Genomic DNA, 20709 nt, shown 5'->3' on the forward strand with positions numbered 1-20709 from the left:
TGACCGGAACGACAGCCGCAGGAGCGGCGCACGAGGAGGAGACGACCATGCAGGACGCACAGGGAGCCGGGCTCGACGCGGCGTGGGCGACGGCGTGGATCCGCCGCGCCGCCGAGTCGATCGCGGAGCACCGGGTCGAGCTGATCACGCTCGACCGGGCGATCGGCGACGGGGACCACGGCGAGAACATGGACCGCGGCTTCCAGGCGGTGGTCGCGAAGCTGGACGCGGCGCCGGAGCAGGGGCTCCCGGCGGACGTGCTCAAGCTGGTCGCGACGACGCTCATCTCCACCGTCGGCGGCGCCTCGGGCCCGCTGTTCGGCACGGCGTTCCTGAAGGCCTCCGCCGCGGTCGCGGGCGAGGTCGCGCTCGAGGGTGCGGACGTCGCAGCGCTCCTGGCCGCGGCGAGGGACGGCATCGTGCTCCGCGGCAAGGCCGAGGTGGGCGACAAGACGATGGTGGACGCGTGGACGCCGGCGGTCGACGCGGCCGCGGCCGCCGCCGAGGAAGGAGCGGCTCCGGCCGACGTCCTCGCCGCGGCGGCGGAGGCGGCGCAGAGCGGAGCGGAGTCGACGGACCCGCTGGTCGCCCGCAAGGGACGAGCCAGCTACCTCGGCGAGCGCGCCATCGGGCACCGTGATCCCGGCAGCGTGTCGACCGTGCTCCTGCTCCGCGCAGCGGCCGAGGCGGCGGCGTGAGCGTCGGGCTGGTCCTGGTCTCGCACAGCGCGCAGCTGGCGGAGGGGCTGGTCGAGCTCGCGGAGCAGATGGCGGCCTCGGTCGCGCTGGTCGCCGCGGGCGGGACGGACGACGGCGGCATCGGCACCAGCTTCGACCGCATCACGGCGGCGCTGGCGGAGGCGGACTCCGGCGAGGGGGTCGTCGTCCTCTGCGACCTCGGCTCGGCGATCATGACGGCGGAGACCGCGGTCGAGTTCCTCGGCGACGAGGCGCGCGCCCGGGTCCGGATCGCCGACGCCCCGCTGGTGGAGGGGGCGGTCGCGGCCGCCGTCGCCGCGGGCACGGGGGCGTCGCTGGACGAGGTGCTCGCCGCCGCGGAGTCGGCCCGGGGCGAGGCGCTCGCTGCTCCCGCCGAGGAGGCTCCGCCCGGTGACGAGCGCGTGCAGCGCCGCGTCCGCCTCATCAACCCGAACGGCCTGCACGCCCGTCCCGCGGCCGACTTCGTGACGCTCGCCGCCACCTTCGACGCCCGGATCGACGCGAACGGCAAGGACGCCACGAGCCTGCTCGGCGTGATGTCGCTGGGGCTCGACCGCGGGGACGAGGTCGTCCTCTCGGCGTCGGGGCCGCAGGCCCAGGAGGCGGTCGGCCGGCTCGGCGATCTGGTCGAGTCGGGCTTCGGCGAGGTGTAGCGCGCCGTCGACCGGTCCAGGGACCGCGGAGGCGCCTCCTCCTACGCTGAGCGCATGGCCCTCCGCGGAACCCGACCCCCGTCCGTCCTGCTCCGCCGACTCGTCACCGTCCCGCGGGTCGTGCGCCGGGCGGACGCTCGTGCGGCCCGGCGGCTGAACGCCCGTCGCCCGTCGCCCGTCGTCGACGGGGCGCTCGTGGGGCTCTCCCGGGCCGCGGACCACGGAGTCCTCTGGGCCGGCGTCGGCGTCCTGCTGCTCCTGGCGGGCCGTCCCCGCGAGGCTCTGCGGGGGACCGCCTCGCTCGCCGCGGCCAGCGCGCTCGCGAACCTGGTCGGCAAGCGCGTGTTCGGCGGCGACCGGCCGCTCCTCGTCGACGTCCCGGTCGGCCGGCGCCTGGCGACGGTGCCGACGTCGGCGTCCTTCCCCTCGGGGCACGCGGCGAGCGCCGCTGCCTTCGCCGCCGGGGTCGCGCTCGAGTCGCCCCGAGTGGGGGCGGCGGTCGCCCCGCTCGCCGCCGCCGTGGCCTTCTCCCGCCTGCACGTCGGCGTCCACTGGCTCTCGGACGTCCTCGGCGGCGCGGCGCTCGGCGCGGCGGTCGCGGTCGTCGGCCGAGCCGTCCTGCCGGCCGAGCCGCGCCACGTGCCCGTCTCGGAGCGCGCGACCCGGCCCCCCGTCGACCGCAGCCCGCTGGGGGACGGCGCCGCCCTCCTCGTGGTCCTCAACCCCGGCGCGGGCCGGGACTCGCACCGCCCCGATCCCGAGCCGCTGGTCCGGGCCCGGTTCCCGAAGGCGCGCGTGCACCGGCTGACCGAGGGGGAGGACCTCGCCGACGTGGTGCGCGAGGCGCGCTCGGGGGACTCTCCGCCCCGGGTGCTCGGGATCTACGGCGGGGACGGGACCATGTCGGTCGGTGCCGCTCTCGCCCGCGCCGAGGGGATGACGCTGCTCGTGCTGCCGGGCGGGACCATGAACCACTTCGCGAAGGCGCTGGGGCTGCTCACCGTCCAGGACGCGCTCGACGCGGCGACGATCGGCGAGCGCCGCGACGTCGACGTGGCCGAGGTCGTCGCGGACGGGGGAGACCCGGTCACGGTGCTCAACACGGTCTCGATCGGCGTCTACCCGGAGTTCGTCGCGGCCCGCGAGAAGCGCGAGAAGCGGATCGGGAAGCCGCTCGCCGCCGTGATCGCGGCCCTCTCGGTCGTGCGGCGCACCGATCCGTTCGAGCTCCGGCGCGACGGGCGCACGCAGCTCGTCTGGTCGTACTTCGTCGGGGTGAATCAGGAGCACCCGCGCACGGCCGCCCCGCTCGCCCGGCGTCGGCTCGACGACGGCCACCTCGACGTGCGCATCCTGCACTCAGGACGGACTCCTCGCACCCGGGGAGCGTTCTCGCTCCTGCTCGGCCGTACGGCGACCCCGGTGGTCGGCCGTGTGCCCGGCTGGCGGACACCGGTGGTGGAGTCGTTCTCGACGCCGGAGATCACCGTCGGCGCGCGCCGGCCCGCGGGGGACGACCCCGAGTGGGCGCACGACGGCGAGATCGAGCGCTTCGACGGCTCCCGCGACGGATTCGACGAGGCCGTGGTGCGGATCGTGCCGCTGGGCCTGCGGGTCTACGCGGCCGCCGACTAGGGGGCGGTGCCGGCCCGGTCCCCGCCGTCCGGATCCGCCAGCAGCTCGGCCAGCGCGTCGAGGGCGGCGACCTGCCCGGCCACCACCAGCGAGCGGGCCTCGACGAGCGGGTGCCACCGGGCGTCCTCCAGCTCGGGGAAGCTGCGCAGCACGCCGGAGCCCCGCGGCCACTCCAGCTCGAAGGTGTTGCTCGCGACGAAGGCGGTGTCCGCGTGTCCGCGCCCGGCGAAGACCGTGACGGTCTTGGCCGCGCTCTGCCGGAACGCGCCGAGGAGGGTCAGCTCCCCGACGGGCGGAGGAGCGCCGGTCTCCTCCTCGAACTCGCGGCGCGCGGCGTCCAGCGGCGTCTCGTCGCCCGTGTGCACGCCCTTCGGGATCGTCCACGCGCGGGGGCGCCGGGTCCAGAAGGGGCCGCCCATCCGCCCGAGGAACACCTCGGTGCCGGAGGGGCCCTCGCGGTGCAGCAGGATCCCCGCGCTCGTCACCGCGGCCATCGCGTCTCTCCGGTCATCCCGCCATCCTGCCCCGCGCCCGTGGAAGGATCGGAAGGACCCGCCCGCGACCGCACGGAGTGAACCATGCTCGACCAGGAGATCCTCCGACAGCTGCGCGACGCGCTCGGAGACGCGGTCCTGACCGAGGGCCCCGGGTTCGAGGCCGTGCACACCGACAAGTCGGGCTTCTCCGCACCGGGTCGCGCGCTCGCGCTCGTCGCTGCGCGCTCGGTCGAGGACGTGCAGGCGGCGCTGCGCATAGCGACGGAGCACCGGCTCCCGGTCGTGCCGCGCGGAGCGGGAACGGGCCTCGCTGCCGGGGGAGTGGCGAGCGGGGGAGCGCTCGTCCTCTCGACCGCCGCGATGGACCGCATCCTCGAGGTGTCGCTCGAGGACGAGCTGGCGGTGGTCGAGCCCGGGGTCATCAATCAGGCGCTGTCGGACGCTGTCGCTCCGCACGGCCTCGTGTTCTCGCCCGACCCCGCGAGCCGCGCGATCTCGAGCATCGGCGGCAACATCGCGACGAACGCCGGGGGGCTGCTGTGCGCCAAGTACGGCGTGACCCGGGAGGCGGTGCTCGGGTTGACGGTCGTCCTCCCCGACGGGCGACTGCTCCGCACCGGCCGCCGCAGCGTGAAGGGAGTCACAGGGTACGACCTCACCGCGCTCCTGACCGGCTCCGAGGGGACGCTGGGCGTCATCGTGGAGGCCACCGTGAAGCTCCGCCCGATCCCGACCGGGCGCGTGGTCACGGTCGGCGCGTACTTCCCGAGCGTCGTCGCCGCGGCCGCCGCCTCCGCCGCGATCACCGCCGCGCGGCTCCGTCCCGCGGTGATGGAGCTGATGGACGAGGCGGCGCTCGCCGCGATCTCGCGCTACACCGGAGCGATGCTGGACCGCGGTGCCGCCTACCTCCTCGTCCAGACGGACGGCGGAGGAGCGGCGGAGGAGTCGCAGCGCGTCCTCGAGATCGTGACCGCCTCCGGGGGCGCCGCCGAGGCGACCGAGGACCCGGCCGAGGGTGAGGCTCTGCTGGCCGTCCGCCGGGCCTTCCACCCGGCGCTCGAGGCGGAGGGCCGCGTGCTGATCGAGGACGTCTGCGTGCCCCGCTCCGCGCTGCCGGCGATGTTCGCGGCGATCCGCGGCATCGAGGAGCGGACGGGGCTCAGCATCCCCACCGTCGCCCACGCGGGGGACGGGAACCTCCACCCGAACTTCGTGCTGCCCGCGGGGGACGGACCCGTGGGGGAGGACGTCTGGGACGCCGCCGCGGAGCTCTTCCGCACGGCCCTGGCCCTCGGCGGCACGCTCACGGGCGAGCACGGCGTGGGACTGCTCAAGCAGCGCTGGCTGGCGGAGGAGCTGGGCGAGGACTCGCTGGCGCTCCAGCGCGGGATCAAGGCCGTGTTCGACCCGCTGGGGATCATGAACCCGGGGAAGGTCTTCTGAGGAGGGCGCCCCGGGCTACAGCAGCTCGGCCGTGATCATCGAGGCGGTGAGCACGATCGTCGCCGCGGACATGAGCCAGTAGAGGACCGTCTCGCGCCAGGACCCGGAGGAGCCCAGGACGGGCAGCGCGGCGTAGCCTCCGGTGGTCCAGACGTGGCGCAGCGGTGTCCGGCGCAGGCGCCGCGGCAGGCGCACGCGCAGCGGCCACAGCCAGTTGATCCCGCCGGTCGTGAGGGCGTCGCCGGCCACGTGCACGAGGTAGCCCAGCGTCGCGGCGACCCGGAGCCACGCCCAGGTGCCGTCGGCGAGCGCGACGAGCAGGACCGTGACGACCGTCGCCCCGGCCCAGGCGATGCGCCAGGAGGGGGCGGCCCGGACGGCCTTCGCGGCGAAGGCGAGGGCGGGCAGCGTGAGCACGGCGGCCACGGCGACGGGGCCGACGACCGGCACCGGGAAGCGCAGCGCCGTGAGCACCGGCACCAGGTACCAGACGACGGCGACCGCGAGCAGCGAGTGCATCCCGTGCCGGTGCCCTCCGCTGATCCGGCCCGCGGTCGCCGTGAGCAGGGAGGCGCCCGGCGCCGAGCGGGAGACGGTCGCGCTCGCGTGGTCCGCGTCGGGCACCAGGGCCCAGCCGGCGGCGACTCCGAGGCCGACCAGTCGGAGGTCGAGCGGGAGACCCGCGAGGCCGAGGGGCCCGGCGACGGCGGGCACGGAGGCGGCGACGGCCCAGGCGAGCGCACCGGAGACGGCGTGCGAGCGGCCCATCATCGCGGGTCGGCTCCTTCGACTGGGCGCTGCGAGGCCGGAGGACGACCGCGGCGGGACGAGAGAACCCCCGGCCGAGTGCGTGAGCACGGACCGGGGGTGAGGGTGGGCGATACCGGACTCGAACCGATGACCTCTTCCGTGTGAAGGAAGCGCGCTACCAACTGCGCCAATCGCCCAGGGGGACGTGCTGGACGACCCGAGAGACGATCGTAGCGGATCCGCGGGGCCCGGATGCACCGCCGACGCCCGCCACGCCCGGGTGAACGGACGGCGACGAGCCGGTTTCGCGCGGAAAGACGCGGATCGGACTCCGAGCGGCGGGATCGGCGTCCGCTCGATTTGGATTCCGGCGCCGCTGTCGTATACATTCTTCTAGGTCGAGCCGGGCAGCGAAAGCGCCGGACAGACAGCAAGACAGCACGACACGCAAGACGGCAACACCAGTACGACCTACATGCGGATGTGGCGCAGCGGTAGCGCATCACCTTGCCAAGGTGAGGGTCGCGAGTTCGAATCTCGTCATCCGCTCGAACACCGGTCCTCGGACCGGCGTCATCGGGACGGCACCCTCGGGTGCCTCCCACCTGGTCGGCCCTCGGGCCGCCGACACCGAATCCCGTACACGGTGGATTGGCCGAGAGGCGAGGCAGCGGCCTGCAAAGCCGTATACACGGGTTCGAATCCCGTATCCACCTCGATCGTTCACCGAACGAGGCGCTCCGCACGGAGCAACGGGCGATTGGCGCAGCGGTAGCGCGCTTCCCTGACACGGAAGAGGTCACTGGTTCGATCCCAGTATCGCCCACCACGAGAACCCCCGGCCCCTGGCCGGGGGTTCTGTCGTTCCCGGCTCCGGCGCTACCCTCGCAGGATGCCCGCCCCGATCCCCGTCGACGACCAGGGCACCCTCCTGCGGCTCGTCTCGCGGGACGACGGACCGGCCCTCGCCGCCGCGTACCGGCGCAACCGCCGGCACCTCGCGCCCTGGGAGCCGACGCGCTCGACCCGCTTCTTCGAGGCGGGGGGCCAGACCGACGCCGTCGCGGACGCGCTCGCCGCGCACCGGGCCGGCAGCGTCCTCCCGCTCGTCCTCGACGCGGGCGGCGTGATCGTCGGTCGGCTGACTCTCGCGAACATCGTCCGCGGCGCCTTCGACAGCGGCGATCTCGGCTACTGGCTCGACAGCGGTCTGCAGGGCCGCGGCGTGATGACCCGCGCGGTCGGAGCCGTCCTGCGCACCGCGCGTGAGGATCTGGGGCTGCACCGCGTGCAGGCCGGGACGCTCCTCCACAACGTCGGATCGCAGACCGTGCTGCAGCGCAACGGCTTCGAGCGGATCGGCGTCGCGCGGCGCTACCTGCGGATCGCCGGGGAGTGGCAGGACCACGTCCTCTTCCAGGCGCTGCTCGAGGGCGGCCCGCTCCAGCCTCCGCCGACTCCGCTCGTCTAGGGTGAGCGGCGCCGGCCTTCTCCCGGCGCTCCGAGCGGGAGGGACGCGCCCATGACCACGCGGCACATCGGCGGACGAGAGTTCGACTTCGAGCGGCAGGTGGCCGTGATGGCGGTCGTGAACCGCACACCCGACTCCTTCTACGACAAGGGCTCCACCTTCGCCCTGGACAGCGCCATCGCGGCCGCCGTGCGCGCTGCGGAGCTCGGCGCCGACTGGGTCGACATCGGCGGAGTGCCGTTCGGCCGCGGCCCCGCTGTCACGCTCCAGGAGGAGCTCGACCGGGTCGTCCCCGTCGTGGCGGGCATCGCGGAGCGGAGCGACGTGGTCGTCTCGGTGGACACGACGAGCGCCGAGGTCGCGCGCGCGAGCATCGCCGCGGGCGCCTCCGTCATCAACGACACGAGCGGGCTGCACGACCCCCGGATGCTCGAGGTCGTCGCCTCCTCCTCCGCTCAGCTCGTCATCACCCACAGCGTGGGCGCCCCCCGCAGCGAGCCGGAGAGACCCGAGTACGACGACGTCGTGGCGACAGTGGTCGACCATCTGCGGAGCCGCGTCGATCGCGCGCTCTCGGGTGGAGTGCCTGCCGGGAGGATCATCGTCGATCCGGGTCACGACCTGAACAAGAACACCGTGCACACGCTCGAGCTCACCCGCCGGCTGGGCGAGGTGGCCGCGCTCGGCTTCCCGGTGCTCGCCGCGGTGTCCAACAAGGACTTCATCGGCGAGGCGCTGGACCGGCCGCAGGGGGAGCGCCTCGAGGGCTCCCTCGCCGCCGCGGTGATCTGCATCCTGAACGGTGCGCGGATCGTGCGCATGCACGACGTGCGCCAGGCGGTGGACGCCGTGCGGATGACGGAGGCGGTGCTGGGCTGGCGGGCGCCCGTCTTCCTCCGCCACAACGTGGAGCCGGCGGCGTGAGCGCCCGCATCGACGGCCTGTCGCAGGCCGGGCAGGACCTGTCCGACGAGGCTCTGCTGGCCCTCTACGCGGACGGGGCGGGCGAGGAGTGGCTCCGGGTCAACTTCGTCGCGAGCGTCGACGGCGCGGTCACCCGTGACGGCGTCTCGGGCGATCTCGGGGGCGCGGCGGACCTGCGCGTGTTCGACCTGCTCCGCCGGCTCGCCGACGTCGTGCTCGTCGCGGCCGGCACGGTGCGGACCGAGGGCTACGGCCCGATGGTGCTGAGCGACGAGTCCGTGCGGTCCCGGCTCGGCACCGGGCTCGCCCCGCAGCCCGTCTTCGCGATCGTCTCGGGGTCGCTCGACCTCGATCCCGACTCGCGGATCTTCACCGAGGCGCCGGTGCGCCCGATCGTCGTGACCACCGGCTCCTCGCCGGCCCGCCGCCGCGCGGAGCTCGCCGAGGTCGCCGACGTGCTCGTCTGCGGCGACGCAGAGCTCGACGCGACGCGGATGCGGGCGCAGCTCGCGGAGCGGGGGCTCGGCAGGATCCACTGCGAGGGCGGTCCGTCGCTGCTCGGGACCCTCCTCGCCGCGGACGCCGTCGACGAGCTCTGCCTGACCGTCGCTCCGACGCTCGAGGCGGGGGACTCCGGGAGGCTCGCCCGCGGCGACGTCCCCGGACCGCGCCCGCAGCACCTGGCGCACGTGCTCAGCGCCGGCGACACGCTGCTCCTGCGCTACCTCCGCCGGCGCTGACCCGCGCTACTCGTGGCGCCGCTCGTTCCCGTCGCGCTTGGCCTCGGAGGCCGGACGGGCGGCGATCACGGGGTGGGCGCCGGTGAAGCCGTCACGGGCGGACGCGATCGCCAGGATGCGCGGCTTCGCGACGTGCCAGCCCACGATCAGGGCGGGCACGCCGACCACCGCGACGATCCCCACGGTCCAGGTGCCGGTCGGGAAGTCGACGGCGATGAGGACCACCACGATCACCAGGAACGCCAGGGTGAGCCACGAGGTCACCGGGGCGCCGGGCATCCGGAAGGACGGGCGCTCCAGGCGCCCCTGGGCCGCCCAGCGCTGCAGCTGCATCTGGCAGAGGACGATCATGCCCCAGCCCGTGACGATGCCCAGCGCCGAGACGTTGAGGACGATCTCGAAGGCCTCGGACGGCACGAAGAGGTTCAGCACGATCCCGATCAGGGTGATGCTCGCCGTGAGCAGGATGCCGCCGTAGGGGACGCCCTGCTTGTTCATCCGGCCGGTGAAGGCGGGGGCGGAGCCGTTGAGCGCCATGGAGCGGAGGATGCGGCCGGTCGAGTAGAGCCCGGCGTTGATGCTGGAGAGCGCGGCCGTCAGCACGACGAAGTTCATGATCGATCCGGCGATCTCGCCCGAGGAGCCGTCGCCCAGCGAGCTGAAGAACGTGACGAACGGGCTCTCGCCCTTCGAGTAGGCCGTGTAGGGCAGCAGCAGCGTCAGCAGCAGCACCGAGCCGACGTAGAAGACGGCGATGCGCAGGATGACCGAGTTGATGGCGCGCGGGATGACCTTCGCCGGCTCCGCGGTCTCGCCCGCCGCCGTGCCGACCAGCTCGACTCCGGAGTAGGCGAACACCACGCCCTGGACGACCAGGACGCTGGCGATCAGGCCGCCGGGCAGGATGCCGCCGTTGTCGTTCCAGAGGCTGATCCCGGGGTCCACGGAGACGCCGCCGGACTGCAGCGGCCAGCCCGCGGCGAGCACGACGACGCCGATCACCAGGAAGACCACCAGCGCCGTGACCTTGATGAGCGCGAACCAGAACTCCAGCTCCCCGAAGACCTTGACCGAGACGAGGTTCAGCGAGAGCACGACGACCAGGGCGATGAGTGCGAGGAGCCACTGGGGCACGGAGGAGAAGAGCGACCAGTACTTCACGTACAGGGCCACCGCGGTGACGTCGGCGATCGCGGTCATCGCCCAGTTCAGGAAGTACATCCATCCGGCGACGAAGGCGGCCTTCTCGCCCAGGAACTCGCGGGCGTAGGAGATGAAGGAGCCCGAGCTCGGCCGGTGCAGGACCAGCTCGCCGAGCGCGCGGAGGATCAGGTAGGCGAAGACGCCGCAGACCGCGTACACGACGACGAGCGAGGGACCGGCGGTGGCGAGTCGGCCGCCCGCGCCGAGGAAGAGGCCGGTGCCGATCGCGCCGCCGATGGCGATCATCTGCAGCTGCCGGGGCTTGAGCCCGGGACGGTAGCCCTCCTGCTCCTTCGAGAAGTCGGGCTGCACGGGCCCGCGGTCGTCGTCGCTCTGCGTCACGGGGGCTCCCTCGTCACCGGATCGCGCCGGGCGGCTGCTCCGGCACGCCCGTCAGGGTAAGGGCGCGCTGCTCGGAGGAGGCGGGTGGCGCGGTCCGCGGCATGCGGATCCTCTCAGGATCGGGGCGCCTACCCTGAGGGCATGAGCGGTCCGGACCTCGCACGGCAGTCCTCGCTCGAGGGCGTCCGGATCCCGTCGCCGGCGAGGCGCCTGAACGGCGGCACCGATCCGGCGCTCGTCTGGCGCAACGAGCTCGACGGGCTGACCTTCCGCGTGGACGCCGGGTACCTGAAGTGGAATCCCCGGTCCACGGGCGTCGACCTCCGTCGCGAGATCGCGCGTCTGCGCTGGCTGGAGGGGCGGATCGACGCGCCCCGGATCCTGGAGGCGGGCGAGGACGAGGAGGGGCAGTGGCTCCTCACCGCACCGCTGGCCGGGCGGAGCGCCGTCGACCCGGAGTGGACAGCCCGGCCGGAGGAGGCCGTCCGCGCGATCGCGGCCGGCCTGCGGGCGGTCCACGCGCTCCCCGTCGACGCGGTGCCCGAGGAGCTGCGCGACGACTCCTGGTTCGCGCGCCGGCCGTCGGCGCTCGGCGCGGCTCCGGAGCTCGTGGACCCCGTCGTGGTGCACGGCGACGCGTGCGCTCCGAACACGCTCGTCGACGACGACGGACGCTGGAGCGGCACGGTCGACGTCGGCGACCTGGGCGTGGGCGACCGCTGGGCGGATCTGGCGGTCGCCGCCGTCAGCCTCGGCTGGAACTACGGCCCCGGCCACACCCCGCTGCTCCTCGCGGAGTACGGAGCGGATCCGGACGACGAGCGCGCGGCCTACTACCGCGCGCTCTGGTCGTCCGAGTCCTGAGTCACTTCTTCTTCGCGGCCTCGTCGTCCTGGGCCGTGCCCTCGTCGCTGCGGTTCTCGCTCGCCAGCCGCAGCCAGCGCCCGTCGCGGACGTCCTTCTCGTGCACTGCCGCCTTCTTGTCGCTCGCGGCGGTGTCGCGCGGGGGGAGCTGGATGGTCTCCTCCGCCTCGATGCCCGCCTGCAGCTCGCGTCCGCGCTCGAGCTCGGCGTCGAACTCCGCGCCGAAGAGCAGGGCGATGTTGGTGATCCAGATCCAGAGGAGGAAGACGATCACCGCGCCGAGCGAGCCGTAGGTCTTGTTGTAGTTGGAGAAGTTGGCCACGTAGAACGCGAAGCCGGTCGAGGCGATCAGCCAGATCGCCAGGGCGACGATCGATCCGATGCTGATCCAGCGGAACTTCGGCTGGCGGATGTTGGGCGCCCAGTAGTACAGGGTCGCGACGATCACGATCGCGATGACCACGAGCACCGGCCATTTCGCGATGTTCCACACGGTGAGGGCGGCGGGCCCGAGGCCCACGACGTCGCCGACGGCGGTCGCGACCGGTCCGCTGAGCACCAGGATGAGCGCCGCGATCACGATCAGGACGACCGTCACCACGGTCACGCCGAGCATCGTCGGGCGGAGCTTCCAGAAGGGGCGCCCCTCGTCGATCTGGTAGACGCGGTTCATCGCGCGGCCGAAGGCGCCGACGTAGCCGGAGGCGGACCAGATCGCTCCGACGACACCGGTCACGAAGGCGAGACCCGCGGCGGAGGAGCTGGTCAGCGCCTGGATCGGGTCGCGCAGCAGGTCGACGACCTCGCTCGACGCGAGGTTCCCGATCAGGTCGAGCACCAGATCAGTGGTGGCCTGCGCCTGGCCGAAGAGCCCCAGCACCGACACGATCGCGAGCAGGGCGGGGAAGAGCGCGAGCACGGCGTAGTAGGTGAGCGCGGCGGCGAGGTCGGTGCACTGGTCCGCGCCGAATTCGCGGGCCGTCTTCTTGAGGACGTAGAACCAGGAGCGCTTGGTGATGTCGGTGACGTCGTCGGGCTTCCGGGAATCGTCGGGATCGGGCGCTGTCTTCTCGCGGGTAGTGCTCTGCTCGGCCATGCGGACACGCTACGGGGCCGACAGTCGTCGGACGGCCCCCTTGACGGCGCGGCCGGTCGTGTCGCGGGTCAGGCCCGGCGCTGGCGCGCGGCGGCGAGGGTGCCGAAGAGGAGGAAGGAGCAGGTCGCGGCGAGGACGGTCAGCAGGGGAGCCTCCCAGCCGCCGCTCGCGTCGTGCGCGAACCCGATGACGGTCGGGGCGGTGGCGGCCACGGCGTAGCCGATCCCCTGCACCGTGGCCGAGAGCCGCGACGCGTGGGCGTCGGAGCGGGAGAGCCGCACGACGAGCACGAAGACCACCGTGAATCCTCCGCCCTGGGCCGTGCCGCCCAGCACGCACCAGAGCGCCCAGAGCTGCGGCGCGAGCAGCAGCCCCGCCGGCACCGTGCACCAGAGGAGGCCGACGAGCACGATGCCCCCCAGGGGTCCGAGCCTCCGGACCAGGAGCGGGACGCCGAGGGCGCCGGCGACCGCGGCGAGCTGGAACACCGAGGCGCTCGCGCCCGCGGTCGCGATCGAGAAGCCGTTGCGGTCGACGAGCAGCGAGGGGAGCCACGCCGTCACTCCGTAGTACGAGAACGCCTGGCTCGAGAAGCAGAGCGCGAGCGCCAGCACGGTCGCGCTGCGGAAGATCCGCGGAGCCGGTGCGGCCGGTGCGCGGTCGGCGCGGGCCGGGCGGGGAGTCGGACGCAGGGCCGCCCGAGGCCCCACGGCCACGAGCCAGCCGGCCAGAGCGAGGGCGTTGAGGGCGAGCCAGACGAGCAGGGCGCCGCGCCAGCCGAGGGCTAGAGCGAGCGGAGCGGTGCCGAGCGAGGTGATCGTCGAGCCGATGTTGAGGGCTGCGGTGTAGACGCCCGTCGTGAGGTCGACGCGCTCGGGAGCGACGTCCCGCCGGATCACGACGGGGAGGACGACGTTGCCGATCGTGATGGAGACGCCGATCAGGACGGTGCCCGCCACGGCCGGTCCCACGTCGCCGATCGATCGGACGATCGTGCCGAGCGCGACGCCGATCACCGTGACGGTCACGGCGGCGTCGGGTCCCGCGCGGCGGATCACCAGGAGGGCGAGCGGAGTCGCCAGGGCGAAGCAGAGCACGGGGATGCTGGTGAGGATCCCCGCCTGGCCCGCGGACAGCGCGAGGTCCTCGCGCACCGCGTCGATGATGGGCGCGACGGCGACGATCGGACCGCGCAGGACCAGCGCGACCAGGGCGACCGCCACGACGAGGAGCCAGGGAGCGCTCCGGCGCGCGGTCATCGGGGCGTCGAGGGCCGCGGCACCCCGGTCAGCCGGTCAGGCCGGGGACCCCGGCCGAGAGGTTGCCGACGATGGTGAAGACGCCCGACACCAGACCGAGGATCCCGGTGACGAGTCCGGCCGTCGCGAGCCCGCGACCGCCTCCGACGAGCGGTGCGGCCGCCCGGCCCTTCGCCGAGAAGACGATGGCGAGGATCGAGGGGATCAGCAGCGGATTGATCAGCAGGCTCAGGACGCCGAGCACGAGGCTCGCGATCGCCATGGGGTTGCGGCCCGCCGCGGAGGACGGGGCGGACGGATAGGCGTACAGCTCCTGCTCCGGAGCGCCCGGGGGCGTGCCGTAGGCGGGAGCGGGCGCCGAGGAGGACGGACGGGACCGGTCCGTCCACGCCGCGCCGTCCCAGTAGAGCTCCGAGCCGAGGTCGGCCGGGTGCGGGTACCACCCGGGCGCGGGCAGCGGAGCGGAGTCGTCGGGCATGGGGCGAGTCTAGAGCGGCGCCGATCAGCTCTTGGGCTGCTCGAAGCCGAGCGCGTTCCCGTCGGGATCGAGGATCCAGGCCGCCCAGACGCTGCCGCGGTCGGCCACGCCGTTCTCGGTGCGCAGCTCGTCGCTGTCGTAGTCCTCCGGAGCCACGCCCCGAGTCGCCAGCGCGTCCAGCTCGGCGCGCAGGTCGGCCACCCGCCAGGCGGCCTTGGTCTGCTCGTCCTTCGAGCCCGTGGTGCTGGCGGTGACGGTGAGCCGCGTGCCGCCGCAGGAGTAGGCGATCGCCGACTCGCTCTCCTCGAGGACCTCCAGTCCCAGGGAGCCGGCGTAGAAGGCGCGGGAGGCGGCGAGGTCGCGGGAGAGCAGAACGGGGCCGATGGGGGAGTCGGAGAGCACGGTGAGTCCTTTCGTCGGTGGGCCTCCAGTCGACGCCCGCTGCGTTCCGGCGCGGAAGGGGTTGCCACCGGGTCGGCCGGAGGGGGCTGGCGCGGCAGAATGGCCTCGGCCGTGCCCGCCGCGCGGCCGGGAGGAGCCCTCATGAGCTGGACCATCGACGAGGTGGCGTGGACCCACCCGGACGCCGAGCGTCTGCGCGACGCGCAGCGGCGCGAGCTCGACGAGCGCTACGGCAACGACGACCACGAGCCCGGTACGCCGCCCTCGGCCGACGACGTGCCCGTCTTCCTCGTCGCCCGCGACGCGAGCGGCACGGCGGTGGCCTGCGGCGGACTGCGGCCTCTCGACGACGACGTCCTCGGACCGGGGGCGATCGAGGTGAAGCGGATGTTCGCCGACCCCGCCGCCCGCGGCACCGGAGCGGCCACGGCCGTCCTGCGCGCGCTCGAGGCGCGGGCGGCCGCTCTGGGCACGACGCGCCTGGTGCTGGAGACCGGGACGCTCCAGCCCGACGCGATGCGGTTCTACCTCCGGGAGGGCTACCACGCCATCCCGCCGTTCGGCGCCTACATCGGGTCCGAGCACTCGGTCTGCTACGCCCGCGATCTCGCTCCCGGCGCCTGAGCGTCAGCGGCGCAGGGTCTCCACCGGGTACTCGCCGAAGCGGCGGTGGTACGCCCCCGAGAAGCGGCCCTGGTTGAGGAAGCCCCAGCGCGCGGAGACGGCGCGCACGGTCTCCTCGCCCGGAGCGGCCTCGCGAAGCTCGACGCGCGCCCGGTCGAGACGCACGCCGCGCAGGTAGCCGAGCGGAGTGTCGCCGAAGTGCCTCCGGAACGCGGCCTGCAGCGCCCGCGGAGTGAGCCCCGCCGCTGCCGCGATGTCGGACACGGTGACGGGTGATGCGGCGAACGCGTGCAGGAACTCGGCGGCCCGCAGCAGGTGCTCGAGCCCCGGCCGCAGCACCTGCGGCGGGACGACGACCGGCCGGTGCGCGAAGGTCGCGAGCAGGTGCAGAGCGACGCCGCGCTCCGCCGCCACGAGCTGCAGCGCGGTCGCCTCGCGGCCCGACCGCAGGACGCCCGCGAAGTCGTCGACCGCCCGCCACCAGCCCGGGAGTGCCGACAGGGAGGCGATCGAGCGGTGGTCGAAGACGAGCGGCAGCGGCACGCCGTCGCCGGCCTCGGACGCGACCTGCTCGAGGAGGCCGGCGGCCACGTGCACGAGCCGCTGCTGGAAGTCGCGGCTGACGAACTCGAACGGACGCGCGCTGGGGAACACGACCGGCCGCCCCGGCAGGTGGACGATCCGATCGCCCTCCGGGTCCACCACGCTCGTGCCGGAGAGGAACCACGAGACGACGTACTCGCCCTCCGGACGCAGCCCCCCGGACACGGAGCCCCGGAACACCGACGTCCGCAGGCTCACGCCCTCGCTCCCGGAGACGTCGTAGCGGAAGGAGAAGGGCCGCTCGACCGTCTCCGTCCGGAATCCCGACCCGCCGTAGCCGTCCGAGTAGAAGCGCCGCGCCTCGTCCAGGTCGGCCCCGGAGCGCGTGAAGCGCTGCAGCGCAGGACCGGCACCCATCTGACCAGGATGACACCTGGACGGATTGCGCACCGGTCGCCGCCGCGCCCCTCTCCGGGGCACGTCCTGTCGGCAGGGTGACGGGGTCGGACGACACGGACGGAGACGCATGGAGATCAGCGCACGCAGACTCGCGGCACGCGACGCGGTGGCCGTCGTCGCCGTGCTCGCCGCACTCGAGGGGGCGCTCGCCGTGGACTCCCTGCCGTCCGGCCTGGAGGAGGTCCTCCTGCACCAGCTCGAGCGCAGCTCGCTCGTGCTCCCCCGCGCCGACCGGGACGAGTTCGCCTCCGCTCTGCGCGCGCTCGGCGTCCGCGTGCTCGACGCGCTCGGGTAGAGGCCGCCGCCGACTACAGTCGAGGGGTCAACCGAGCCCGAGGAGTGCCCGCACGTGTCGAACGAACCGTCGAATCCCGCAGAGAACGAGTCCCACTCGGTCGTCACCGAGGCGGGCACGGGATTCACGCACTTCACCGACCGGGCCGTGGTCGCGATCCGCGTCAACGGGGAGCTCAAGGACCTCGCCGCCGACGTCGTGCCGGGCGACCGCATCGAGCCGGTGCTCATCTCCTCGCCGGACGGGCTGAACATCCTCCGCCACTCCGCGGCCCACGTGCTCGCGCAGGCGGTGCAGCAGATCAACCCGGAGGCGAAGCTGGGCATCGGCCCGCCCGTCACCGACGGCTTCTACTACGACTTCGACGTCGAGGAGCCCTTCACGCCCGAGGCGATGAAGGCGCTCGAGAAGGCGATGGACCGCATCGTCCGCCAGGGCCAGCGGTTCGTGCGCCGCGTCGTCTCCGAGGAGGAGGCGCGCGCCGAGCTCGCCGGCGAGCCCTACAAGCTCGAGCTGATCGGGATCAAGGGAGGGGGAGCCGAGGACGAGAGCGTCGAGGTCGGCGGCGCCGAGCTCACCATCTACGACAACGTCGACCCGCGTTCCGGCGAGACGGTCTGGAAGGACCTCTGCCGCGGTCCGCATCTGCCCAACACCCGCATGATCGGCAACGGCTACGCCCTGACCCGCAACGCTGCCGCCTACTGGCGCGGCTCGGAGAAGAACCCGCAGCTGCAGCGCGTCTACGGCACCGCGTGGCCCACGAAGGACGAGCTGCGCGAGCACCAGGCCCGCCTCGAGGAGGCGGCGCGCCGCGACCACCGCAAGCTCGGCCACGAGCTCGACCTGTTCTCCTTCCCGGACGAGATCGGCTCCGGCCTCGCGGTCTTCCACCCCAAGGGCGGGATCATCCGCTACGAGATCGAGCAGTACATGCGCGAGCAGCTGCTCGCCCACGACTACGAGCTCGTCTACACGCCGCACATCACCAAGGGCGACCTGTTCCTCACGAGCGGGCACCTGCAGTGGTACTCCGAGGGGATGTTCCCCCCGATGCACCTCGACGAGCTGCAGGACGAGGACGGCAACGTCACCCGCCAGGGCCAGGACTACTACCTCAAGCCCATGAACTGCCCGTTCCACAACCTGATCTTCCGCTCGCGCGGCCGCAGCTACCGCGAGCTCCCGCTGCGCCTGGCCGAGTTCGGCACCGTGTACCGCTACGAGAAGAGCGGCACCCTGCAGGGCCTCACCCGCGTGCGCGGCCTGACCCAGGACGACGCCCACATCTACGTCGCGCAGGAGGACGTGTCGGCCGAGCTGACCCGCAACCTCGAGTTCGTGCTGCAGGTGCTGCGCGACTACGGCCTCGACGACTTCTACCTCGAGCTGTCCACGAACGAGGAGGGCAACCCGAAGTTCGTCGGTGCGCCCGAGCAGTGGGAGGAAGCGATCGAGTCGCTGCGCGCGGTCGCCGTCGCCTCCGGTCTCGAGCTGGTGCCGGATCCGGGAGGAGCGGCGTTCTACGGTCCGAAGATCTCGGTGCAGGCGCGCGACGCCATCGGCCGCACCTGGCAGATGTCGACCATCCAGCTCGACTTCAACCAGCCCGAGCGCTTCGAGCTCGAGTACACGGCCTCGGACGGCTCGAAGAAGCGGCCCGTGATGATCCACCGCGCGCTCTTCGGCTCCATCGAGCGCTTCTTCGCGATCCTCACCGAGCACTACGCCGGGGCGTTCCCGGTCTGGCTGTCGCCGGTCCAGGTCGTGGGCATCCCGATCGCCGACGAGTACCTGCCCTACCTCGAGGAGGTCGTCGGCGAGCTCAAGCGGTCGGGCATCCGCGCCGAGATCGACTACTCCAGCGACCGGATGCAGAAGAAGATCCGCAACGCCACGCTGCAGAAGGTGCCCTTCCAGATGATCGTGGGGGAGAAGGACCGCGACGCCGGAGCCGTCAGCTTCCGCTTCCGCGACGGCACGCAGGAGAACGGGATCCCGGTCGCCGACGCCGTCGCGCGCATCCGCGAGGCCGTCGCCTCGAAGGCGCAGGTCTGAGCGTGGGCGACGGCTGCGTGCCCGAGGGGGCGGAGGGCTCGGCGCACCTCGCCGGGGTTCCCGACGAGTTCCAGCGCCTGTGGACGCCGCACCGGATGGTCTACATCCAGAAGGGGCAGCCCGGAGCCGACGACTGCCCCTTCTGCGTGGCGCCGACGCTGAGCGACGAGGAGGCCCTCATCGTCGCCCGCGGGGAGCACGCCTACGTTCTGCTGAACCTGTTCCCGTACAACTCCGGCCACCTCCTGGTCTGCCCGTACCGGCACATCCCGCTCTACGACGAGGCCACTCCCGAGGAAGTGGCCGAGATCGGAGCGCTCACGCAGACGGCCATGCGCGTCGTCCGCTCGGTCTCGAACAACGACGGCTTCAACCTCGGGATGAACCAGGGCGCGGTCGCGGGAGCGGGGATCGCCGCGCACCTGCACCAGCACGTGGTTCCGCGCTGGGCGACCGACGCGAACTTCTTCCCGATCATCGCCCGCACGAAGGCGCTCCCGCAGCTGCTCGGCGACGTGCGGGCGAGCCTCGCGGCGGCCTGGCCGAGCCTCTAGACCGCCGCCCGGCCCCCTGTCCAGCGCCGCGGACGGTGGGTGCCGTCTCGTAGACTCGGAGCTGCCGTCGGCGGAAGTCGCCGCACAGAACAGGACTCGCGAACATGACCGACACCACCACTCCGTCCTCGTCCGCTCCCGAGCAGTTCGGCTCGAGCCGCGTCAAGCGCGGTCTCGCCGAGATGCTCAAGGGCGGCGTCATCATGGACGTCGTCGACGCCGATCAGGCCCGCATCGCGGAGGACGCCGGCGCGGTCGCCGTCATGGCGCTCGAGCGCGTCCCCGCCGACATCCGCTCGCAGGGCGGCGTCGCACGCATGAGCGACCCCGACCTGATCGACGGCATCGTCTCCGCCGTGTCGATCCCCGTCATGGCGAAGGCGCGCATCGGCCACTTCGTCGAGGCGCAGATCCTGCAGGAGCTCGGCGTCGACTACATCGACGAGTCCGAGGTCCTCTCGCCCGCCGACTACGTGAACCACATCGACAAGTGGAACTTCACCGTCCCCTTCGTCTGCGGAGCGACCAACCTGGGCGAGGCGCTGCGCCGCATCACCGAGGGCGCAGCGATGATCCGCTCGAAGGGCGAGGCCGGCACCGGCGACGTCTCCGAGGCGACCAAGCACATCCGCACGATCTCCGGCGAGGTCAACCGCCTGAAGGCGATGACCAAGGACGAGCTCTACGTCGCCGCGAAGGAGCTGCAGGCCCCCTACGACCTGGTCGTCGAGATCGCCCGGACCGGCAAGCTCCCCGTCGTCCTCTTCACCGCCGGCGGGGTCGCGACCCCGGCCGACGCGGCGCTGATGATGCAGCTGGGCGCCGACGGCGTGTTCGTCGGCTCCGGCGTCTTCAAGTCGGGCGAGCCCGCCAAGCGCGCGGCCGCGATCGTGAAGGCGACCACCTTCTTCGACGACGCGAAGGTCGTCGCGGAGGCCTCGCGCGGCCTGGGCGAGGCGATGGTCGGCATCAACGTGGCCGACGTGCCCGCGCCGCACCGCCTCGCCGAGCGTGGCTGGTAGCGCCGACGCGCCGCTCGCCGGCGCAGGATCGACGCGGGAGTCCCTCGAGGGGCTCCGCGTCGGGGTCCTCGCGCTGCAGGGCGACTTCCGCGAGCACGCGCACGTCCTGCGCGAGCTGGGCGCCGAGGTGGTGCTGGTGCGACGCCCGGAGGAGCTCGCCACCGTCGCGGGGCTGGTCATCCCGGGCGGCGAGTCCACGGTGATGGACAAGCTGTCGCGCCTCTTCGGCCTCGCGGAGCCGGTCGTCGAGGCGATCGGGGCGGGGATGCCCGTCTACGGGACCTGCGCCGGGCTGATCATGCTCGCCGACCGGGTCCTCGACCGCATCGACGGCCAGAGCAGCTTCGGCGGCCTGGACGTGTCGGTCCGGAGGAACGCGTTCGGCAACCAGCTCGACTCCTTCGAGACCGATCTCGACGTGCCGGCCATCGGCGATCCGCCGGTGCACGCGGTCTTCATCCGCGCACCGGTCGTGGAGGAGCTGGGGGAGCGGGCGACCGCGCTCGCCAGCGTCGCCGACGGGCGGGTGGTCGCGGTCGAGCAGGGCAACCTCCTCGGGACGGCGTTCCATCCCGAGATCACCGGCGACTACCGGTTCCACGAGCTGTTCCTGCGAAAGGTCGCGGCGACGCGCTTCGGCGACTGACCCGCTGCCGTCCCCTCCGCCAGGGGTGG

At 73.2% G+C, this 20709-nt stretch carries 22 protein-coding genes and 4 tRNA genes; 17 read left to right on the forward strand and 9 right to left on the reverse strand.

Features of this window, described 5'->3' with window-relative positions:
• Nucleotides 1-47: 47 nt before the first annotated feature.
• From dhaL to C5C69_RS03500, 3 genes are read left to right on the forward strand one after another with little or no spacing between them, the layout of a single operon-like run.
• On the forward strand, nt 48-698 hold the full coding sequence (dhaL, locus tag C5C69_RS03490; protein ID WP_104233336.1) for a dihydroxyacetone kinase subunit DhaL: 651 nt from the start codon (nt 48-50) through the stop codon (nt 696-698).
• Nucleotides 695-1372 (forward strand): dihydroxyacetone kinase phosphoryl donor subunit DhaM, encoded by a 678-nt coding sequence (dhaM, locus tag C5C69_RS03495; protein ID WP_104257322.1) that lies wholly within the window; start codon nt 695-697, stop codon nt 1370-1372. The genes dhaL and dhaM overlap by 4 nt, the downstream gene beginning before the upstream one ends.
• Nucleotides 1373-1426: 54 nt before the next feature.
• Nucleotides 1427-3007: a bifunctional phosphatase PAP2/diacylglycerol kinase family protein gene (locus C5C69_RS03500; protein WP_104233334.1), complete on the forward strand. Its 1581-nt coding sequence runs from the start codon at nt 1427-1429 to the stop codon at nt 3005-3007.
• Here the strand turns inward: C5C69_RS03500 and C5C69_RS03505 are convergent.
• The gene (locus tag C5C69_RS03505) at nt 3004-3501 is read right to left on the reverse strand and encodes an NUDIX domain-containing protein (protein ID WP_104233333.1); all 498 of its coding nucleotides are present in this window, start codon (nt 3499-3501) and stop codon (nt 3004-3006) included. The genes C5C69_RS03500 and C5C69_RS03505 overlap by 4 nt on opposite strands.
• Before the next feature lie 84 nt (nt 3502-3585).
• Between C5C69_RS03505 and C5C69_RS03510 the strand changes: the two genes are divergently transcribed.
• Complete coding sequence (locus C5C69_RS03510; RefSeq protein WP_104233332.1) at nt 3586-4950, forward strand: FAD-binding oxidoreductase; 1365 nt, start codon at nt 3586-3588, stop codon at nt 4948-4950.
• 15 nt (nt 4951-4965) lie between these two features.
• On the opposite strand, the gene C5C69_RS03515 is transcribed toward C5C69_RS03510, so the two are convergent.
• Nucleotides 4966-5721 (reverse strand): metal-dependent hydrolase, encoded by a 756-nt coding sequence (locus C5C69_RS03515; protein ID WP_104233331.1) that lies wholly within the window; start codon nt 5719-5721, stop codon nt 4966-4968.
• Between the two features lie 103 nt (nt 5722-5824).
• Nucleotides 5825-5897: transfer RNA gene (locus C5C69_RS03520), tRNA-Val, on the reverse strand.
• A 280-nt stretch (nt 5898-6177) separates the two neighbouring features.
• On the opposite strand from C5C69_RS03520, the gene C5C69_RS03525 reads away from it, so the two are divergent.
• From C5C69_RS03525 to C5C69_RS03550, 6 genes are all read left to right on the forward strand, one after another.
• A tRNA-Gly gene (locus C5C69_RS03525) sits at nt 6178-6249 on the forward strand.
• Nucleotides 6250-6345: 96 nt separating this feature from the next.
• Nucleotides 6346-6416: transfer RNA gene (locus C5C69_RS03530), tRNA-Cys, on the forward strand.
• Nucleotides 6417-6454: 38 nt separating this feature from the next.
• A tRNA-Val gene (locus C5C69_RS03535) sits at nt 6455-6529 on the forward strand.
• Nucleotides 6530-6592: 63 nt separating this feature from the next.
• Complete coding sequence (locus C5C69_RS03540) at nt 6593-7171, forward strand: GNAT family N-acetyltransferase (RefSeq protein ID WP_104225349.1); 579 nt, start codon at nt 6593-6595, stop codon at nt 7169-7171.
• Nucleotides 7172-7222: 51 nt separating this feature from the next.
• Nucleotides 7223-8095: a dihydropteroate synthase gene (folP, locus tag C5C69_RS03545; RefSeq protein ID WP_104233330.1), complete on the forward strand. Its 873-nt coding sequence runs from the start codon at nt 7223-7225 to the stop codon at nt 8093-8095.
• Complete coding sequence (locus tag C5C69_RS03550; RefSeq protein WP_104233329.1) at nt 8092-8835, forward strand: pyrimidine reductase family protein; 744 nt, start codon at nt 8092-8094, stop codon at nt 8833-8835. The genes folP and C5C69_RS03550 overlap by 4 nt, the downstream gene beginning before the upstream one ends.
• A gap of 6 nt (nt 8836-8841) precedes the next feature.
• Here the strand turns inward: C5C69_RS03550 and C5C69_RS03555 are convergent, their stop codons facing one another.
• On the reverse strand, nt 8842-10380 hold the full coding sequence (locus C5C69_RS03555; RefSeq protein ID WP_258065186.1) for an amino acid permease: 1539 nt from the start codon (nt 10378-10380) through the stop codon (nt 8842-8844).
• Between the two features lie 141 nt (nt 10381-10521).
• On the opposite strand from C5C69_RS03555, the gene C5C69_RS03560 reads away from it, so the two are divergent.
• On the forward strand, nt 10522-11244 hold the full coding sequence (locus tag C5C69_RS03560; protein ID WP_104233328.1) for an aminoglycoside 3'-phosphotransferase: 723 nt from the start codon (nt 10522-10524) through the stop codon (nt 11242-11244).
• A 1-nt stretch (nt 11245) separates the two neighbouring features.
• Here C5C69_RS03560 and C5C69_RS03565 read toward each other — a convergent pair whose 3' ends face one another.
• The 4 genes from C5C69_RS03565 to C5C69_RS16865 all read right to left on the reverse strand — a co-directional run bounded on the left by C5C69_RS03565 (nt 11246) and on the right by C5C69_RS16865 (nt 14479).
• The gene (locus tag C5C69_RS03565) at nt 11246-12340 is read right to left on the reverse strand and encodes a YihY/virulence factor BrkB family protein (RefSeq protein WP_104233327.1); all 1095 of its coding nucleotides are present in this window, start codon (nt 12338-12340) and stop codon (nt 11246-11248) included.
• A 68-nt stretch (nt 12341-12408) separates the two neighbouring features.
• The gene (locus C5C69_RS03570) at nt 12409-13599 is read right to left on the reverse strand and encodes a CynX/NimT family MFS transporter (protein WP_104257323.1); all 1191 of its coding nucleotides are present in this window, start codon (nt 13597-13599) and stop codon (nt 12409-12411) included.
• A 28-nt stretch (nt 13600-13627) separates the two neighbouring features.
• Nucleotides 13628-14077 (reverse strand): DUF2510 domain-containing protein, encoded by a 450-nt coding sequence (locus C5C69_RS03575; RefSeq protein WP_104224633.1) that lies wholly within the window; start codon nt 14075-14077, stop codon nt 13628-13630.
• Between the two features lie 24 nt (nt 14078-14101).
• Nucleotides 14102-14479 (reverse strand): VOC family protein, encoded by a 378-nt coding sequence (locus C5C69_RS16865; RefSeq protein WP_104233325.1) that lies wholly within the window; start codon nt 14477-14479, stop codon nt 14102-14104.
• A 141-nt stretch (nt 14480-14620) separates the two neighbouring features.
• Between C5C69_RS16865 and C5C69_RS03585 the strand changes: the two genes are divergently transcribed.
• On the forward strand, nt 14621-15103 hold the full coding sequence (locus tag C5C69_RS03585; protein WP_104233324.1) for a GNAT family N-acetyltransferase: 483 nt from the start codon (nt 14621-14623) through the stop codon (nt 15101-15103).
• 3 nt (nt 15104-15106) lie between these two features.
• Here the strand turns inward: C5C69_RS03585 and C5C69_RS17110 are convergent, their stop codons facing one another.
• Nucleotides 15107-16063 (reverse strand): AraC family transcriptional regulator, encoded by a 957-nt coding sequence (locus C5C69_RS17110; protein WP_219812336.1) that lies wholly within the window; start codon nt 16061-16063, stop codon nt 15107-15109.
• A gap of 109 nt (nt 16064-16172) precedes the next feature.
• Here C5C69_RS17110 and C5C69_RS03595 point away from each other — a divergent pair, with 109 nt between their 5' ends.
• From C5C69_RS03595 to pdxT, 5 genes are all read left to right on the forward strand, one after another.
• On the forward strand, nt 16173-16400 hold the full coding sequence (locus tag C5C69_RS03595) for a hypothetical protein (RefSeq protein ID WP_104233323.1): 228 nt from the start codon (nt 16173-16175) through the stop codon (nt 16398-16400).
• Nucleotides 16401-16547: 147 nt separating this feature from the next.
• On the forward strand, nt 16548-18458 hold the full coding sequence (gene thrS / locus C5C69_RS03600) for a threonine--tRNA ligase (RefSeq protein WP_244230674.1): 1911 nt from the start codon (nt 16548-16550) through the stop codon (nt 18456-18458).
• 2 nt (nt 18459-18460) lie between these two features.
• The gene (locus C5C69_RS03605) at nt 18461-19012 is read left to right on the forward strand and encodes an HIT domain-containing protein (RefSeq protein ID WP_258062960.1); all 552 of its coding nucleotides are present in this window, start codon (nt 18461-18463) and stop codon (nt 19010-19012) included.
• A 104-nt stretch (nt 19013-19116) separates the two neighbouring features.
• Nucleotides 19117-20034, forward strand: coding sequence for a pyridoxal 5'-phosphate synthase lyase subunit PdxS (pdxS, locus tag C5C69_RS03610; RefSeq protein WP_104224629.1), 918 nt, complete (start codon nt 19117-19119; stop codon nt 20032-20034).
• 73 nt (nt 20035-20107) lie between these two features.
• Entirely contained in the window at nt 20108-20680 is a 573-nt protein-coding gene (gene pdxT, locus C5C69_RS03615; protein ID WP_258065190.1) for a pyridoxal 5'-phosphate synthase glutaminase subunit PdxT, read from the forward strand.
• Nucleotides 20681-20709 lie beyond the last annotated feature (29 nt).

The organism is Rathayibacter sp. AY1C7 (assembly GCF_002931865.1).
Taxonomy (GTDB): domain Bacteria; phylum Actinomycetota; class Actinomycetes; order Actinomycetales; family Microbacteriaceae; genus Rathayibacter.